14 protein-coding genes are annotated in these 16,507 nt (G+C 58.0%); 9 read left to right on the top strand and 5 right to left on the bottom strand.

The genetic code is table 11. From position 1 onward, the window contains the following. Positions 1–43 precede the first annotated feature (43 nt). Positions 44–1,792: a bifunctional protein-serine/threonine kinase/phosphatase gene (locus IE102_RS05015; protein ID WP_189485279.1), complete on the bottom strand. Its 1,749-nt coding sequence runs from the start codon at positions 1,790–1,792 to the stop codon at positions 44–46. A 266-nt stretch (positions 1,793–2,058) separates the two neighbouring features. On the opposite strand from IE102_RS05015, the gene nirB reads away from it, so the two are divergent. From nirB to IE102_RS04990, 5 genes are read left to right on the top strand one after another with little or no spacing between them, the layout of a single operon-like run. After that, complete coding sequence (gene nirB / locus IE102_RS05010) at positions 2,059–4,539, top strand: nitrite reductase large subunit NirB (protein ID WP_189485278.1); 2,481 nt, start codon at positions 2,059–2,061, stop codon at positions 4,537–4,539. After that, entirely contained in the window at positions 4,539–4,871 is a 333-nt protein-coding gene (nirD, locus tag IE102_RS05005; protein ID WP_189485276.1) for a nitrite reductase small subunit NirD, read from the top strand. The genes nirB and nirD overlap by 1 nt, the downstream gene beginning before the upstream one ends. A gap of 6 nt (positions 4,872–4,877) precedes the next feature. Continuing rightward, the gene (locus IE102_RS05000) at positions 4,878–7,535 is read left to right on the top strand and encodes a nitrate reductase (RefSeq protein WP_229807566.1); all 2,658 of its coding nucleotides are present in this window, start codon (positions 4,878–4,880) and stop codon (positions 7,533–7,535) included. Beyond that, complete coding sequence (gene cobA / locus IE102_RS04995) at positions 7,528–8,298, top strand: uroporphyrinogen-III C-methyltransferase (protein ID WP_189485275.1); 771 nt, start codon at positions 7,528–7,530, stop codon at positions 8,296–8,298. The genes IE102_RS05000 and cobA overlap by 8 nt, the downstream gene beginning before the upstream one ends. Further along, on the top strand, positions 8,274–8,888 hold the full coding sequence (locus IE102_RS04990; RefSeq protein ID WP_189485273.1) for a molybdenum cofactor guanylyltransferase: 615 nt from the start codon (positions 8,274–8,276) through the stop codon (positions 8,886–8,888). Before cobA ends, IE102_RS04990 begins: the two co-directional genes overlap by 25 nt. On the opposite strand, the gene IE102_RS04985 is transcribed toward IE102_RS04990, so the two are convergent. The 3 genes from IE102_RS04985 to moaA are packed head-to-tail and all read right to left on the bottom strand — an operon-like array spanning position 8,871 to position 11,700. After that, positions 8,871–10,100: a molybdopterin molybdotransferase MoeA gene (locus IE102_RS04985; RefSeq protein WP_189485271.1), complete on the bottom strand. Its 1,230-nt coding sequence runs from the start codon at positions 10,098–10,100 to the stop codon at positions 8,871–8,873. The two genes, IE102_RS04990 and IE102_RS04985, sit on opposite strands and share 18 nt — an antisense overlap. 1 nt (position 10,101) lies before the next feature. Beyond that, positions 10,102–10,668 carry a molybdenum cofactor biosynthesis protein B gene (moaB, locus tag IE102_RS04980; protein ID WP_189486008.1) on the bottom strand — a complete coding sequence of 189 codons (567 nt, stop codon included), beginning with the start codon at positions 10,666–10,668 and terminating at the stop codon, positions 10,102–10,104. Between the two features lie 6 nt (positions 10,669–10,674). After that, complete coding sequence (moaA, locus tag IE102_RS04975) at positions 10,675–11,700, bottom strand: GTP 3',8-cyclase MoaA (protein WP_189486007.1); 1,026 nt, start codon at positions 11,698–11,700, stop codon at positions 10,675–10,677. A gap of 120 nt (positions 11,701–11,820) precedes the next feature. Here moaA and IE102_RS04970 point away from each other — a divergent pair, with 120 nt between their 5' ends. Both IE102_RS04970 and IE102_RS04965 read left to right on the top strand, forming a co-directional pair. Beyond that, the gene (locus IE102_RS04970) at positions 11,821–12,066 is read left to right on the top strand and encodes a MoaD/ThiS family protein (protein WP_189485270.1); all 246 of its coding nucleotides are present in this window, start codon (positions 11,821–11,823) and stop codon (positions 12,064–12,066) included. A gap of 87 nt (positions 12,067–12,153) precedes the next feature. After that, positions 12,154–14,163, top strand: a complete 2,010-nt coding sequence (locus IE102_RS04965; protein ID WP_229807564.1) for a putative bifunctional diguanylate cyclase/phosphodiesterase — start codon at positions 12,154–12,156, stop codon at positions 14,161–14,163. Positions 14,164–14,172: 9 nt separating this feature from the next. Here IE102_RS04965 and IE102_RS04960 read toward each other — a convergent pair whose 3' ends face one another. Beyond that, entirely contained in the window at positions 14,173–15,276 is a 1,104-nt protein-coding gene (locus IE102_RS04960) for a M14 family metallopeptidase (RefSeq protein WP_189485268.1), read from the bottom strand. Positions 15,277–15,358: 82 nt separating this feature from the next. Here IE102_RS04960 and IE102_RS04955 point away from each other — a divergent pair, with 82 nt between their 5' ends. Both IE102_RS04955 and IE102_RS04950 read left to right on the top strand, forming a co-directional pair. Then, complete coding sequence (locus IE102_RS04955) at positions 15,359–16,099, top strand: helix-turn-helix transcriptional regulator (protein ID WP_189485266.1); 741 nt, start codon at positions 15,359–15,361, stop codon at positions 16,097–16,099. A 123-nt stretch (positions 16,100–16,222) separates the two neighbouring features. Continuing rightward, positions 16,223–16,480: a hypothetical protein gene (locus IE102_RS04950; RefSeq protein WP_189485265.1), complete on the top strand. Its 258-nt coding sequence runs from the start codon at positions 16,223–16,225 to the stop codon at positions 16,478–16,480. Positions 16,481–16,507 lie beyond the last annotated feature (27 nt).

Raw genomic sequence — 16,507 nt, 5'->3', positions numbered from 1 at the left:
AATGCCACCTCCCCCAACAAGTTGGGGGAGTATGTTTTTGTAATTACCCCAACCGATCCAGCAAACCCCGCATCAGTTCCGGCGTGATTTGCAGTCCGCTACCCAGCACCAGCAACAGAACGATAAACAGGATCAGCGTCGTCAACTGCCAGAAGCGCTGTGGGAAACGCTCGAAATAGCGCTTTTTGATCGAGGTCGGGGCCGCCGCATAGGCCCCACTTTCCAGCTTGAACGCCATCTCGAACCCATCCTGAAAACGCTCAGTGGCATCGGGGGCTAAGGCCTGCACAATCAGGCTTTCCAGCCACGCCGGCAGGTCTTTACGCTTTTTCAGCAGCGAATCCGGCCGGGTCAGATTCGGCTTGGTGAACGGCTCCGATTCGCCATACGGAAACGCCCCGCCGGAGAACATGCGGTAGATGGTCACGCCGAGCGCAAAAATATCGGATTGCTCATTGCCCCATTCGCCGTCGAACATTTCCGGCGACATATAGTTGGCCGTCCCCGGCGGAATAATGCCTATCGGCTGATCCAGCAGCGGCAGACGCGCAAAACCGAGATCAAGCAGTTTCAGCCCGCCATCGCGCAGCAAAATGATATTATCCGGTTTGACATCACGATGGATGACGCCCGCGCGGTGCAGCGACCCCAGCGCCTTGGCCAGCTTGATGGCGATATCGAGCCCCTCGGTCAGCGATACCACCGGCTTACGCGACAGACGTTTTTCCAAGGTCTCGCCCTCATAATAGGGCTGGGCCACATAGAGGCAGGTCTGACGCTTGGGCGGCAACAACAATACCGAACCGATCCAGATATGCTGCACGCGACTGGCCACCCAGGTCTCACGCACAAAGGCCTGACGCGCCGAGGTATCGGCCTGAAGATTATGAGGTTTAGGGAACTTAAGGATGACCGTGCGCGGCTCATTCAGGTCACGGGCGCGGAAGACGCGGCTATAGATGCCGTCCGACAGCATGGCCTCCAGCTTAAAGCCGTCAATTTCTTCGCCCACCTCCGGCGGATCGCGCATGGGCAGGCGCGATATGAAGGCATCCAGATCCTTGACGGTGGCGGGCGGCAGTTCGAAAATATCGATAATCAGCGCGGTCGTATTGTCATCCCCGCCTAGTTCCATCGCCAGATCAATCAGCTTTTTGGCCGTCTCATCAGGGGACAGGCGCTGCGCCAGAATATTGCCGATCTGGGTGTCGTTGAGCTTACCATGCACCCCGTCGGAACAGAGCAGCAGCCGATCATGGGGCATGACATCGTGAACGCGATAATCAATGCGCACCGCCTCATCAAACCCGATAGCGCGGGTGATAAAGTTCGAGGCCTCGGCTCCGTCCGGCTTGTGGTCGCGCGTCAGCAGCCCTATCGCCCCTTCGCGCAGGCGGTAAAGGCGGGTGTCACCAATGTGAAAGCTGTGCAGCCTGCGCCCCTTGATGACTATGCCGGTAAACACACAGGCCATGCCCTTGAGGTTTTCGTCCTTGATCCCTTGCAGGTGAATCCAGTGGTTGATGCTTTCCAACGCGCGTCCGGCGGTCTTTTGCGGTGACAGGGCTTCGGACTGGCTTAAGTAATCATCGATGAACGAGCGTACAGCCAGTTCGGCGGCCACACGCCCGCCCTTGCGTGAGCCGACCCCGTCCGCCACCGCCGCCACCAGCCCGTGGTGCGAGCGCGCATCGGCCAGGCACGCGGCGGCGAAATCCTGATTATCGTTACGTCGGCCGATATGGCTGCTATAGCCTATGGCGGCCTTAAGACGTGTGGTGGCAACGGCCATAGCGACATATCCCCCGCTCTGTTTTGGCTATCTAAACTGAAAACAACGCGCCGCACAATTTCAGTTTGACATTTTTGCAAAAGACAGGCGTAATAAAACCACAGACCAATGAGGGTCTAACGAAATTCGCCGTTTCCGGTCAATGATGACAGGTGATGGCTCCATAGGACAAAGATGTCCCGCAACCCGTAAAGGCTCCGCGCCCCAAGGGTTGCGGGATTTTTTTTGGCCAAAACGCAACCTTTCACCCCTTGAGGGCCGCCGTTATGGACAATAAACAACGCATTGTGGTGATCGGGGCCGGCATGGCCGGTGGCCGCATCGTCGAGGAAATCTTAAAGCGAGATTCGTCCAGCTTTGACATTTCGATCATTGGCGCCGAAGCCTGCGCCACCTATGACCGCATCCAGTTGTCGCCGGTTCTGGCCGGTGAGAAAAGCTTTGACGATATCGTCACCCACTCTGACGCCTGGTACGATGCCAATGGCGTCAAAACCCATTTCGGCTACTGGGTGCAGTCCATTGATCGCGTGGCCAAGCAGGTCGTCCTCCATGACGGTCAGGCCATCGGCTATGATCATCTGATTTTGGCGACAGGCTCTGATCCGATCCGCCTGCCCCTGCCGGGGTCAGACCTTCAGGGGGTGGTCGCCTTCCGCGATCTGCACGATGTCGACCTGATGACTAAGGCCGCCAATGCCGGTGGCGAAGCGGTCGTGATCGGCGGCGGCCTGCTGGGTCTGGAGGCCGCTTACGGGTTGGCCAAGCGCGGTATGAAATCGACTGTCATCCACCTAGTCGATGTGCTGATGGAGCGGCAGCTTGATGAGGCCGCCGGGCGTTTGCTGGAAAAAGCGCTGCTGGAGCGCGGTGTGATCTCGGTTCTCAGCGCCCAGTCCGAAGCCATTGTCGGAGAAACCCATGTCGAGGGGCTGAAACTCAAAGACGGTCGCGTCATTCCGGCGTCATTGCTGGTCATGGCCGTCGGCATCCGTCCCCATGTGGAACCGGCCAAATCGGCGGGCCTTACGGTCGAGCGCGGTATTGTGGTCGATGACCAGATGCGCACCTCAGACCCCAGCATCTTCGCGGTCGGTGAGTGCGTGCAGCATCGCGGGGCCTGTTACGGCCTTGTTGCCCCCATCTGGGATATGTGCCGTACTTTGGCCGATGTGCTGACGGGTAAAAACCCGGACGCCGCCTATTACGGCTCAGAACTGGCGACCCGTCTGAAAGTCTCCGGCGTTGATCTTTATTCCGCCGGTCAGTTTGGTGGCGGCGAAGGCTGCGAAGACATCGTTTTCCGCGATCCCGGTCGCGGTGTCTATAAGCGCGTGGTGGTCAAGGACAACAAGCTGGTCGGTACGGTTTTGTTCGGCGAAGCCGCTGACGGGGCCTGGTATTTCGACCTGATCAAAAAGGGCGAATCCATTGCCGATATCCGCGACACCCTGATCTTTGGGCAGGCGGTGACGGAGGCCCTGGCCGGCATGGACCCTAATGCCGCCGTTGCAGCATGGCCCGACGACACGGAAGTGTGCGGCTGTAACGGCGTTACCAAGGGGGCTGTGGTTGAGGCGATCTGCGGTGGCGCGGACAATCTCGATAAGGTGCGCGGCTGCACCAAGGCTTCGGCGTCGTGTGGGTCGTGTACCGGCATTGTCGAGCAACTGCTAAAGGTCACTTTGGGCGATGCGTTCAAGGCCCAGACCGGCCCCAAGCCGATGTGCAAATGCACCGATCACGGCCACGCGGTCGTGCGAAAAGCCATTGTTGAGCAGCAGATTAAGACCATCCCTGACGTTATGCAGGCGATGAAGTGGACGACACCTGATGGCTGTTCCTCCTGTCGTCCGGCGCTGAACTATTACCTGCTGTGCGCCTGGCCGCGCGAATATCAGGACGATCCACGCTCACGGTTTGTCAATGAACGCAACCACGCCAATATCCAGAAAGACGGCACCTATTCAGTCGTGCCGCGCATGTGGGGCGGGGTGACTTCGGCCAAGGAACTACGCGCCATTGCTGATGTCTGCGACAAGTTCGATGTGCCGATGGTCAAGGTCACCGGCGGTCAGCGGCTGGATCTGTTCGGCATCAAAAAAGCCGATCTGCCCGCCGTCTGGGCAGATTTGAATGCCGCAGGCATGGTCTCCGGCCACGCCTATGCCAAGGCCCTGCGCACGGTTAAGACCTGCGTTGGCTCCGAATGGTGCCGGTTCGGGACACAGGATTCGACCGGGCTGGGCATCAAGCTGGAGCAGGACACCTGGGGCTCATGGATGCCGCATAAGTTCAAGATGGCGGTGTCAGGTTGTCCGCGCAACTGCGCCGAAGCCACCATCAAGGACTTTGGTATTATCTGCGTAGATTCAGGTTACGAGCTGCATGTCGGCGGCAATGCTGGCATCCATCTGCGCGGCACAGATCTGCTGTGCAAGGTCGCAACCGAACAGGAAGCGCGTGACTATTCCATGGCCTTTGTTCAGCTTTACCGCGAAGACGCCTGGTATCTGGAACGCACCGCCCCGTGGATCGAGCGCGTCGGGTTGGAGTTCGTTAAGACCCAACTGTTCGACGAAGAAACGCAGGCTGACCTCAAGGCGCGGTTCCTGGAATCGCAGGCCGTATTTCAGGTTGATCCGTGGGCGGAACATGCGCCGAAATCGGAACCCGCCAAGGTCTTTTCACCACTGGCCGATCTGCGCGACGGTGTGTCTCAGGAAACTCTCAAGGAGCAAGCGTGATGAACGCCAATGTCACTTTGAACTGGATAGATGTCGGCGCGGCGATTGATATCCCCTATCAGGGAGCCCGCCGCGTTGATACTGACCTTGGGGCCATCGCCGTCTTTCGCACGGTCGATAACGAATACTACGCCGTGATGGACAAATGCCCGCATAAGGGTGGGCCTTTGTCCGAAGGCATTGTCCACGGTCGCCACATCGCCTGCCCGCTGCATAACTGGTCGTTCAGCCTGCAAACCGGCGAAGCGGTGGGGGCCGATGCGGGCAAGGGCTGCACCCCTACCGTGCCGCTTAAAATCGAGAATGAGCGCATCTTTTTAGGGATGAGATAGGTTATCGTGCCCCCTTCCCCCCAATCGACAACCTGCCCCTACTGCGGCGTTGGCTGCGGGGTTAAGGCTGTCGTCAATAACCGTCAGATGACTGTGACCGGCGATGAGACCCATCCCGCCAATCAGGGTCGGCTGTGCTCCAAAGGCACGGCCCTTGGCAATACGTTTAGCCTCGAAGGACGGTTGCTGGAGCCGCGAATCCGCCGCAACGGCCAGTTTGAAACGGCGACATGGGATGAGACGCTGGAGACCGCCGCCGCAAAATTTGCGCAAGTCATCGCAGATCACGGCCCTGATGCGGTGGCGTTTTATGTGTCGGGACAGTTGCTAACGGAGGACTATTACGCCGTCAACAAACTGGCCAAGGGCTATATCGGCACGGCCAATGTCGACACCAATTCACGCCTGTGCATGTCGTCCGCCGTCGCGGCCCACAAGCAGGCGTTCGGGGCCGATCTTGTGCCCGGTACCTATGACGACCTGACGGAAGCCGACATGCTGGTGTTCTCAGGTCACAACGCCGCCTGGACCCATCCGGTACTGTACCGCCGGATTGAAACCAGAGACAACCAGTTTCGCGTCTGCATCGACCCCAAGCGCACCGATACCGCTAAGGCCGCCGATCTGCATCTGATGATCAAGCCGCAAACCGATGTGCGGCTGTGGAACGGATTGTGTGCGCATCTGATCGCCCGCGACGCGCTCGATCATGATTTTATTGATCAGCATACTGAGGGCTATTCACGCCTGATGGCGGCCTTAAGCGCCGACGACCAGAGCCTTGATGCTATCGCCGAAGACTGCGGAATTTCGGTGACTGATCTCAAAACATTTTACGACGCTTTCCTGCACACGCCCAAGGTCGTCAGTCTGTTTTCGATGGGCTCAAACCAGTCGTCGCAGGGCGTACATAAGGGGCTGGCGCTGATCAATGCCCACCTGTTGTCGGGCAAGATCGGCAAGCCGGGGGCCGCACCGTTTTCGATTACCGGCCAGCCCAACGCCATGGGCGGGCGCGAGGTCGGGGGGCTGGCCAATATGCTGGCGGCGCATATGGATTTTGATGAGGCGTCGAAATCCCTCGTCCAGCGTTATTGGGGATCGCCCACCATCGCGCCCAAGGCCGGCCTCAAGGCCGTCGATATGTTTGAGGCCGTGCGCTTAGGTAAGATCAAGGCCATCTGGATCATGGCCACCAACCCGATGGTGTCGATGCCCGACACTAATAAGATTCATGAGGCCCTAACCAACTGCGAACTGGTGGTCGTGTCGGACGTCTTCGCGCGTACCGACACCATGAACATGGCCCATATCCAGTTACCTGCCGCGGCCTGGGGCGAAAAAGATGGCACGGTCACTAATTCAGAGCGCGTCATTTCGCGTCAACGCAATCTGGTGCCCCTGCCGGGTTCTGTGCGACCTGACTGGGCGATTGTGTCTGAGGTCGCCCGCCGCATGAATCCTGACTGGGTATCGGCGTTCAATTGGGCAGGGCCGGATGAGGTTTTTGCCGAACACGCGGGCCTGACAGCGTTTGAAAATGATGGCAAACGCTTCCTTGATCTGGGCGGCCTCACCGGCATGTCGAAGGCTGAATATGACGCCCTTCAGCCGGTGCGCTGGCCGTTTAAAAAGGGTGGCCTGCCGGGGGATCGTCTGTTCGCAGATGGTCAGTTCAACACCCCAAATGGTCGCGCGCGATTGGTGCCGCCGATTGTGCGCAGCCCCGCCAATCAGACCACGGATGATTTTCCGTTTCACCTCAATTCAGCCCGCGTGCGCGACCATTGGCATACCCTGACGCGCACGGCCCTGGCACCGGAACTGAACCGCCATCTGACCGAGCCTTTGCTGGATATCCACCCCGAGGATGCCCGTCGTCTGCATATCAAGGACGGACGGCTGGCGGTCGTGACCACGGCCTATGGGGAAGCCATCCTCAAGGCCCGCGTGACCGATGATGTGCGTGAGGGCAGCCTTCATATTCCGATGCACTGGACCAAGCAGTTCGCACCCTTTGGCCGCTCAAACCAACTCATCAACCCCGCCGTTGACCCGATATCGGGCCAGCCGGAATTCAAGCACACGCCCGCCAATGTCCGCGCCTATAACGAAGCCTGGCACGGCTTTGTCATGACTCCGCGCGACTTTGATGGGGAATTGCCGACTTGGAGTGACGACACCATCTGGCGGCGCGCCACCCACGCCCATGCCGACTGTTTCGAGTTCGCCGGAATTGCGCCGGTCGATATGTCGGGGATTGAGGCGTGTCAAACTCTGGATGACGTCACCACCGGCCTGACGCGGCGGGTGCGGGTTGAGGACGGGCGTCTGACGCGGGTGGTTTTCGTCGCCCCGATCCATAAGAAATTGCCACCGCGTGACTGGCTTCTGGAGCGCTTTGGCGATGCCGAGCTTGAGGCCGCGCACCGGGCGGCCCTGCTGATCGGGCGGCTGCCGGGGATGCAGGACAAGGGCCGGATCATCTGCGCCTGCCGGTCGGTGGGCGAAATCGCCATTAATGCCGCCATAGATGACGGAGCCAAAACTGTCGAAGACATCGGTGACATCACCACTGCCGGCACGTCATGCGGGTCGTGCAAGGGTGAACTGAAACAGTGCCTGCTGAAACGGGTAATCACAAAGGAGCCGGTTCATGCGTGATGGTTTTGTATCCTTAGTTGGCGCAGGCCCCGGCGATGCCGATCACCTGACGCTGGGGGCGCTCAAAGCCCTGCAATCGGCGCAGGCCGTGCTTTATGATGCGCTGGTCAGCGAAGATATCATCGCCCTAGCCCCAGCTAAATGCGTCAAGATTTGCGTCGGCAAACGCGGCGATCGTTTGTCCGTACCCCAAGATAAGACTAATGCCCTGATGGTGCGGCTGGCGAACAAAGGCCTGCACGTCGTTCGCCTAAAAGGCGGCGACCCGTCGGTATTTGGCCGTGTCGAAGAAGAGCGCGACTACCTTGAAGCCCATAATATTGCGCACAAAACCCTGCCCGGCGTGACCGCAGCCTCGGCGGCGGCAGCCCAGTTTTCCTTCCCGCTCACCCACCGCGGTGAGGCCCGTTCGGTCACCTTTCTGACGGGCCGCACCAAGGATGGCTCGATCGACCTGAAAGAATCCGCCGTCTGCGATCCGCAAACATCGCTGGTGTTTTATATGTCATCGCACAATGCCGCCCATATCGAAGCGCGGCTTTTATCGGCGGGCCGCAGCGGCGATACACCGATCATCATTGTTGAAAATGCCGGTCGCACCCACGCCCGCGCCATCAAGGGACGTTTGAACGAACTGGCCGCAGAGGTGATGCAAGCCGCCTTTAACGGGCCCGTGCTGATTGGCGTCGGCGAGGCTTTCCGCTTTGCACGGCTGAACGCGGCGGCTACAATTACGGCATGGTCACAGGTACAGACAGCATGATTGTGGGGGTGATCCTGGCGGGGGGGCAGGGCCAGCGGATGGGCGGCAATAAGCCGTTTGCCATCTATGATCACGCGCCCCTGATCAGCCATGCCATAGCCGCCCTGACCCCGCAGGTGTCGCAGCTTCTGGTCAATGCCGGTGAGCCGATATCGGCGGTGGCGACGCAGTTGCGGACCCTGAAAACGCCGCTGATCTATGATGATCCGGCCATCGCCAATCTGGGGCCCTTAAGCGGCATCCACACCGGTCTGAAAGCGGCGATCCGGCTTAAGGCCAAGTCCCTGATCAGCCTGCCGTGCGACATGCCGCATATTCCGGTCACAATGGTCAAATCACTGGTCACGGCCCAGATGGTGTCGGGCGCGGATATTATTTACATCAAGGGTCAGCGCGATCATCCCTTATGCGCCCTGTGGCAACCGTCAGTGTTTGCGACCCTTGATCAGGCCTTGCGTCAGGCGGATGGTGGCCTGGGCGTTTTGCGGTTTTTGAGTACGCAAAAAATCAGCACCCTCACCCCCAACGATGAGCGTGCCTATACTAATATAAATAGTCTGGCCGATCTGGGCTTACACCAGCCGATCTAGCGCCAAAACCTGTACCAGATCGCCGGTCTTTGCGGCCGAAGCCTCGGAAGGGCGGCGCAGCAGGGCATTGGATTTGGCAAATACCGTCACCAACGATGAGTCCTGATCGCGCAGGGCGGTGACCTTAAGCTGACCCTTGTCATCATGGGTGATCACCGCCCGCAGCCAGCCTTCACGCGGGCCATTGGCGGGTAGTGCGGCGCTCAGTTTGGCCGCAAGCATAGGCCGGGGCTCATACCGGCCCAAAGCCGCTTCGATATAGGGCCGCAGAAATAACTGCGCACAGACCATGGCCGAGGCCGGATTACCGGGCAGACCTAGCACGCGGGTGCCGTCTTCGAGATTGCCCAACCAAGTCGGCTTACCGGGCCGGATATTGATGCTAGCGAAATCGACCTGAAGCCCCAGTTGTTCCAGCGCCGGTTTGACCAGATCATAGTCCCCGACACTGGCCCCACCGATGGTGACAATCAAATCGGCTTTCACGTTTTTTAGCGCCTTATGGATCGCCTTGAGGCTGTCGCCCGCTGCACCTAAAAATCTCGCCTTGCCCCCCCACTGTTCAATCAGGGCGATCAGAGCGTGGGAGCCGGATTCAAAAATCTGATCGGATTTCGGTTTGTCCCCCACCCGCACCAGTTCATCACCATTGGACAGGATCGCTACGACCGGCTTTTTGCGCACAATAACTTTATCGTAACCTGCTGCCGCGATCAGCGACAGCGCCCACGGATCAAGAATCTGACCAGCCTCAAGCAACACATCCCCCGCTTTGAAATCACCGCCACGCGGACGGATATTATCGCTTTTCGAGGCCCAGCCATCGGGTTGCACGAAAATGAGATCCAATTGCCGGTCGACATTTTCCTGAATGATAACCGCGTTTGCCGCATCCGGTACTGGCGCGCCGGTAAAAATACGCACCGCCTCACCGACAATCAGATCGCCTTTGAAGCGCCGGCCGGCCAGACTTTCGCCGACAACCGTCAGCGGTTCATTTTGCAAGGCTTCATCGCTGATCAGATCAACCACCGCATAGCCATCCATAGCCGAGGCATTGAACGGCGGCTGATCGCGGGTCGGCAGCACATCTTCGGCCAGCACACGCCCGCCCGCGTTTTCCAGCTTGACCTTTTGGGTGCGCGGTTTCGGGGCCACCATGCGCAGAAAGTCGGCAGCCTGATCGACGGATATCCCTTTGAGCGCAGCCATTCTATTTCTCTTTTAATCTGGGCATCAGTTCGACCATGTTGCACGGCCCGTGACGGCTATCCAGTTGCCAGCGGATGACCTTATCCCAGCCATCCTTGCACGCACCGTTTGAGCCCGGCAGACAGAACACAAACACCCCGTCGATCAGCCCCGCCAAGGCCCGCGATTGCAGGGTCGACAGGCCGACCGTCTGGAAACTGACCATATGGAAAATGGTCGAAAAGCCTTCGATACGCTTATCAAACATCGGCTCAACGGCTTCGGGGGTGACGTCGCGGCCGGTGATACCGGTGCCGCCGGTGGTTATGATCACATCGACCTCACCGGAGGCAATCCAGGTGCGGATCGCGCCGCAGATGTGCTCAACATCATCGCGCACAATATTGCGCGCCGCCAGATGATGACCGGCGTCCGTAATCCGCCGCGCCAGCACATCGCCGGAGGTGTCGTTTTCCGCCGTGCGCGTGTCGGATACGGTGAGTATGGCGATATTAACGGACTTGAACGGGCGGTCTTCGTGGATACGACCCGCGCCGATATAGGTGCGGTCAGTGTCGGTAAGGGGCAGCAAAATCTATCCTCCGGTGACGGACATGGTACGGTTGCCTACGCCGCGCACTGTACCTGATTCAATCAGGAATTCATGGCGGCGGGGTTTGTGACTTAGGGCCTCGGTATAGGCGGCATCAAGACCAGCATCGGTCGGATCAGCCCGCAACGCGGCGGCCAGATCGACGTGGTCGTCCTGCCCCAGACACATGTAAAGCTTACCCGTTGCGGTCACCCGCACCCGGTTGCAGTCGTCGCAGAAATTGTGACTAAGCGGCGTGATCAGCCCCAGCTTACCGCCGGTTTCCGCCACACGGTAATAGCGCGCGGGCCCGGCGGTTTTTTCCGTCAGCGGCTCAAGGCTCCAGAACGACGACAGGTCGCGTACGACATCGCGCAACGATACAAACTGATCCTCACGGCCCGCAATATCGTCGCCCAGCGGCATGGTCTCAATCAGCGACACATCTATCCCGCGGCCATGCGCCCAGGTGATGATATCCGAAATTCCCGCACGGTTATCACGCGCCAGCACAACCACATTCAGCTTGATTTTAATGCCTGAGCCTTGCGCCGCCTCAATCCCTTCGATCACCTTGGCAATATCGCCGCCGCGCGTAATGCGCCGGAACACATCGGGCTTCAGGCTGTCCATCGACACATTGATGCGTTTGATATTCGCCGCCACCAGATCGGGCACGGCGTCTTTCAAAAGGGTACCATTGGTGGTCAGCGTTAGTTCCTCAAGGCGGCCGGTTTTGACATGTGCGCCGATCCGTTTCAGAAAGTCCAATATACCTTTGCGCACCAGCGGTTCACCGCCGGTAATGCGCAAGGTCTTAACCCCCTGATCCATCAGAAACAGGCTGAGGCGCTCCAGTTCCTCATAGGACAACAGCGCCGATTTGGGCAAAAAGGTCTGACGCTCGCTCATGCAGTACGTGCAGCGCAAGTCGCAGCGATCCGTCACCGAAATCCGTACATAGGAAATGCGGCGGCCATGAACATCGGCGCGGGGCGTTGGCGGTGTATTTTCGGGCAAAAACGTCATCATAAACCTGTTAGTCAGGCTACATCAAAAGCCTGAAGATGAACAGAAAAACCGCGCGAATGTGACTGTAAATTCGTCTTATCTGACTATATGGTTACAGGGCCATCATTAGGAAACCACATGATCCGCGTTTTATTCTTCGGAAAAATATCCGACCTGATCGGTCAGCGTGAAATCACCGTGCCGCATGAGGCGGGCCTGACACTCCACCGGCTGCGCGATACGGTATTTTCAGACCTCATGGCCGCTCAGGCCCTGAAACCATCTGATATTCACATGAGCGTCAACCAGACCAAGGCGCGCGAAGACATCGCCTTGAATGATATCGATGAAGTGGCATTTTTCTCAGTTTTTTCAGGCGGTTAAACACAACGGCGAATCTTGAAAACACCGCCTGCGTCTGTAAAGGTTTATTTATCTAAGCCTGCTAGAATTCCCTCAATCGAAGAATTCGTGAACGGACGTTTTGTCCGCCGTCCGCAGGTTGAGCCCTTGTCCCCGTCGCCCTTTATGCGCTTGATAAATCTTTTCCGTGTTCAGTCGGATAATCCGGCGCTGGTGCGCGCTCAGTTTGAGGCCTTCACCAAACAGGCCCCCATTCTCTATTTTATCCTGACCACCAATGCGCTGACGGTCTCGTATACCTATTACGGCGAAGCCCCGATATGGCTGGCCGTTTATATACCCGTCACGTTTGGCATCCTGTGTGCCGTGCGTCTCAGGGTGTGGTGGCAGCGGCGGCACGCGCAATATGACGATGCGCAGATCTTAAAACAACTGCGCCTGACCCATAAACTGGCCGTCGGACTGGCGATCGGGTTTACAGCCTGGAGTCTGGCGCTTTACCCCTACGGCGATCCCTATGCCCAGGGGCTTATTGCGTTTTTCATGGCCCTGACGGTCATTGGCTGCATTTTCTGCCTGATGCATGTACGCTCCGCCGCACTTCTAGTGACCCTGATCGTCAACACGCCGTTCATCATCTTTTTTATGTTTGAAGGCCACGCGGCCTTACGGGCGGTGGCGGTCAATCTGGCGCTGGTGTCGATTGCCATGATCTTTATTCTGATGGTCTATTACCGCGATTTTGCCAATCTGGTGCAGTCGCGCAAGGATCTGACCGTCAAGCAGGAAGAGACCGAACGCCTGAGCGACGATAATTTTCGCATCGCCAATCTCGACAGCCTGACTGACCTGCCGAACCGTCGGCGTTTCTTTGCCGCACTTAACCTGACCTTTGAAATCTGCCACAAAAGCGGCGACCGCTTTGCCATTGGCATTGTCGATCTGGACGGGTTTAAGCCGGTCAATGACACCTATGGCCACGCGACCGGCGACCGGGTTCTGATCGAGGCCGGTCGCCGTTTGCAAAGCCTGTGCGGCTCAAATATCATCCTGTCGCGGCTGGGCGGTGATGAGTTCGGGCTGGTCGTCACCGGCAACCCCAGCGACTCAGACCTTATGGCTCTGGGGCAAAAGCTGGGCGAAATCGTGCGCCTGCCCTATGACATTGGCGCATCCCACGCCCAGATTTCAGCCTGTATCGGCTTTGCCACCTTCCCCGATTCCGCCAATACGCCCGATGGTTTGTTTGAGCGCGCCGACTATGCCCTCTATTACGCCAAACGCCATCTGCGCGGTCAGACCGTGCTGTTCTCGCAGGCCCATGAGAAACTGATCCATGAGCACAGCGTGGTCGAGCAGGCCTTGCAGGTGGCTGATCTCGATTGCGAATTGTCCGTGGTCTATCAGCCGATCGTCGATGCCCGCACTGGCCGCATCGCCGCGTTTGAAGCCCTCGCCCGTTGGCAAAGTCCGTTTCTGGGGGCTATCGGCCCGGACCGGTTTATCCCCATTGCTGAGCGTGCCGGCCTGATCCGGCCGATGACGAAGGTGCTCATCCAAAAGGCGCTCAAAGCCGCGGCCTCATGGCCCGATCATGTGCGCATTTCGATCAATCTGTCGGCGCAGGATATCTCCGTGGCCGAAGGCGTGGTGCAGATCATCGCCTGCGTCAACCAGAGCGGGGTTGACCCTAAGCGCATCGATTTTGAGATCACCGAAACCTCTATCACCAGCGATTTCGCGCAGGCCCGCCGGGCGATTGATGCCCTCAAGGCGCTGGGCTGCGGGATTTCGCTCGATGATTTCGGCACCGGCTATTCCTCGCTCAGCCACGTCCACCGTTTGCCGCTCGATAAGATCAAGGTCGACAAGAGCTTTATTTCGGACATCGACATCAATCCGGCCAGTTTCAAAATCGTGCGGTCTCTGATCGTGCTGTGTCAGGACATGGGCCTGACCTGCGTCATGGAAGGCGTGGAAACCGAAGCCCAGTATGAAATATTGAGCGAACTGGGCGGCGACTATATTCAGGGCTGGTATTTCTCAAAGCCGATGTCCGGCGATCTGGTTCTGCGTTACATGGAACAGGACCAACCCGCCCGCCGCCAAAAGGCGTGATATCTTTAATTAAATAACAACGCTCAACGCCTTCAGACAGGCTGCCCCCAGATCAGCACTGGCCTGCGGCGACCAGCCCTGTTCAGGATCGGACACATCAAGGCTATCCTTGAACGGCATCTCCAGCGTCATGCCAACACAGCCATAGCGACGGGGCACGGCACGCGCGCAGATGGTCGGGGCGTCATCGCCGCCGAAATTGGGCGGATAACCATGTACCGTCTGAAAGGCCGGTGAGGCCTTCAGCAGCGCGGCATAATAGTCCTGACAGCCTGTCTTTTGGGCCGGGGTCGATTTCACATCGATATCGCAGCCATCCATAAAGACATGAGGAATGGCTTCATCCCCGTGGACATCCATCATGAAGTCCACGCCGGTATCGTCCATGGACTTAAGGATAGCCGCGACTTCGGGCGCATTTTCGGGCGGAATATGCCATTGCCGGTTCAGATCAAGGCCTGCCGCATTGGCGCGCAGATTGCCGTGGAACGCCCCATCGATATTAACCAGCGGCACCAAATAGATGGTCGCTTTCGACAGGAGCTCCACCACTTCCGGATCGGAGGTTTTCATCAGGTGGGCCACCGCCCCCTCCATCCACCAACTGGCCATGGTTTCGCCGGAGTGCTGCCGCCCCAGAAACCACACTTTTTTGCGGCCATTGCCGAACCGCAGACGCGAAATGGGTCGGCCCTCGGTCGAATGACCGATGATGTCGAGTTTGGCGCCTGCCCCCGCGGCCCGGTGCAGCAGTTCCTCATGGCGGTTCAGGCCATAGGGGGCAAAATAGGCAAACCACACGGCCGGCGTTTGCGGCGTATAGCTGATAATCAGATCGCCGTTTTCATAGCGGGTATCGCACTGGCGCCAAACCTGCCCGTCTTCTGAGACGCGGGCGCGGTAATTATCCCAGCCACCGGGGTATGAGCATTGATCAACGTCTTTGAGGGTCAGGGTCAGCGGCTGCCCCGCCTCACAGTCGACGCGAAAATAAAACCACTGGCTCCAGCCCGCGCGGCTATCTTTACGGATGCGCAGATCGGCCTGAGCGCCGTCTATCGCCACGACCTCAATATTACCGCCATCGAAATCAGAAGACACTGCCAAAGCCATTATTATCTACCTTATAACCTTAGTCGTTGTCGTGATCACAATTGCCATGTAGCGTGACCCCAACAAAGCCTTAATTCAAGTCATGCTGCATACACCAGGTACACATCGCTTCGAAGATTTTATTACGGATACGGCACGCGCCGCAACGGCGGATGACCTGTTTGGCACGTTCACCGGTGCCATGAACAGGTTTGGCTATGATCTGATTAATTTTTCGGTTCCGCGCGATCTGGATATACCGGCCGAATTTAACCGCACAGGCTTGCTGGTCAACTATCCCGAAGACTGGCAAAAACACTATGAAGAAAAAGGACTGGCGCGCTTTGACCCCGTACTGCGCGCCGCGGCCACCCACCATTGGGGGTTTTTGTGGTCGGATCTGGAAAAACAGCAATCGCTGGATAAGGTGCAGATAAGCCTGATGCGGCTGGCCGAAGATGCCGGATTGAATAACGGCATTGGCGTCCCGTTCAAAGGAAGACGCGCCCAGATCGCAGGTGTGGCGCTGGCCAGTACGGAACGCACCGATGCCTGTCTTGGAAACCTTGATCTGATCAGCGCCTATTGCACCCAGTTTTACGCCGCCTATAAACGCCTGTTCGCCCGGCCTGACATCGCAACCTTCACTGTGCTTACCCCCAAGGAAGAAGAAATCCTGCTATGGGTCGCTGCCGGCAAGACCGATGAGGACATTGCCACCATCCTGACCATTAGCCGCAATACCGTCGATACCCATATGCGCCACATCTTTCGCAAGCTTGAGGTCACCAACCGCGTTCAAGCGGTCGTCAAAGCCGTCATGGCAGGCATAATTCATCCCTGAATCAGCAAATATACATGGCCGCATCACGTATTCTCGTGATGCACACGCATAGTGATTCCGATTAGCCTCACATTTGCGGTTTCGAGGGCGGGGGCTTTAGGGCGCAGACAGGGAATACAACTTATGAACCCGACAAAGCCGGAAGTCTTTTCTCTGGATGATCTCGATAATGGTGAGCAGACCATCCATAATGTCATTGCCGCTTTGGATTACATCAAATCGATCGCCGAGGCCGAAGGCGAGACCGAAGTCGCCGAATTGATTGGGGCGACCTTTACCATTTGCCTCAACACCTATTCCCTGACCAAGCGCTTGCAACTGCGTGAAAAGATCGAGCGCGACATGGGCCTAAAGGCACAAATCCTTAGCCGTCGCAACTAAAGCGATTTTCAGTTGTCAGCATGCTCT

The organism is Asticcacaulis endophyticus (assembly GCF_014652575.1).
GTDB lineage: Bacteria > Pseudomonadota > Alphaproteobacteria > Caulobacterales > Caulobacteraceae > Asticcacaulis > Asticcacaulis endophyticus.
Note: the sequence above shows the minus strand (reverse complement) of the source record. Positions and strands in the feature narration are given on the sequence as shown.

Coding starts and splice junctions, on each gene's coding strand:
- IE102_RS04985 (WP_189485271.1), bottom strand. CDS start 10,100: ATGGCTGCGCTCAAAGGGATATCCGTCGATCAGGCTGCCGACTTTCTG.
- IE102_RS04950 (WP_189485265.1), top strand. CDS start 16,223: ATGAACCCGACAAAGCCGGAAGTCTTTTCTCTGGATGATCTCGATAAT.
- IE102_RS04990 (WP_189485273.1), top strand. CDS start 8,274: ATGGTCACAGGTACAGACAGCATGATTGTGGGGGTGATCCTGGCGGGG.
- nirB (WP_189485278.1), top strand. CDS start 2,059: ATGGACAATAAACAACGCATTGTGGTGATCGGGGCCGGCATGGCCGGT.
- IE102_RS05015 (WP_189485279.1), bottom strand. CDS start 1,792: ATGGCCGTTGCCACCACACGTCTTAAGGCCGCCATAGGCTATAGCAGC.
- nirD (WP_189485276.1), top strand. CDS start 4,539: ATGAACGCCAATGTCACTTTGAACTGGATAGATGTCGGCGCGGCGATT.
- moaA (WP_189486007.1), bottom strand. CDS start 11,700: ATGACGTTTTTGCCCGAAAATACACCGCCAACGCCCCGCGCCGATGTT.
- cobA (WP_189485275.1), top strand. CDS start 7,528: ATGCGTGATGGTTTTGTATCCTTAGTTGGCGCAGGCCCCGGCGATGCC.
- IE102_RS04955 (WP_189485266.1), top strand. CDS start 15,359: ATGCTGCATACACCAGGTACACATCGCTTCGAAGATTTTATTACGGAT.
- IE102_RS04960 (WP_189485268.1), bottom strand. CDS start 15,276: ATGGCTTTGGCAGTGTCTTCTGATTTCGATGGCGGTAATATTGAGGTC.
- IE102_RS04970 (WP_189485270.1), top strand. CDS start 11,821: ATGATCCGCGTTTTATTCTTCGGAAAAATATCCGACCTGATCGGTCAG.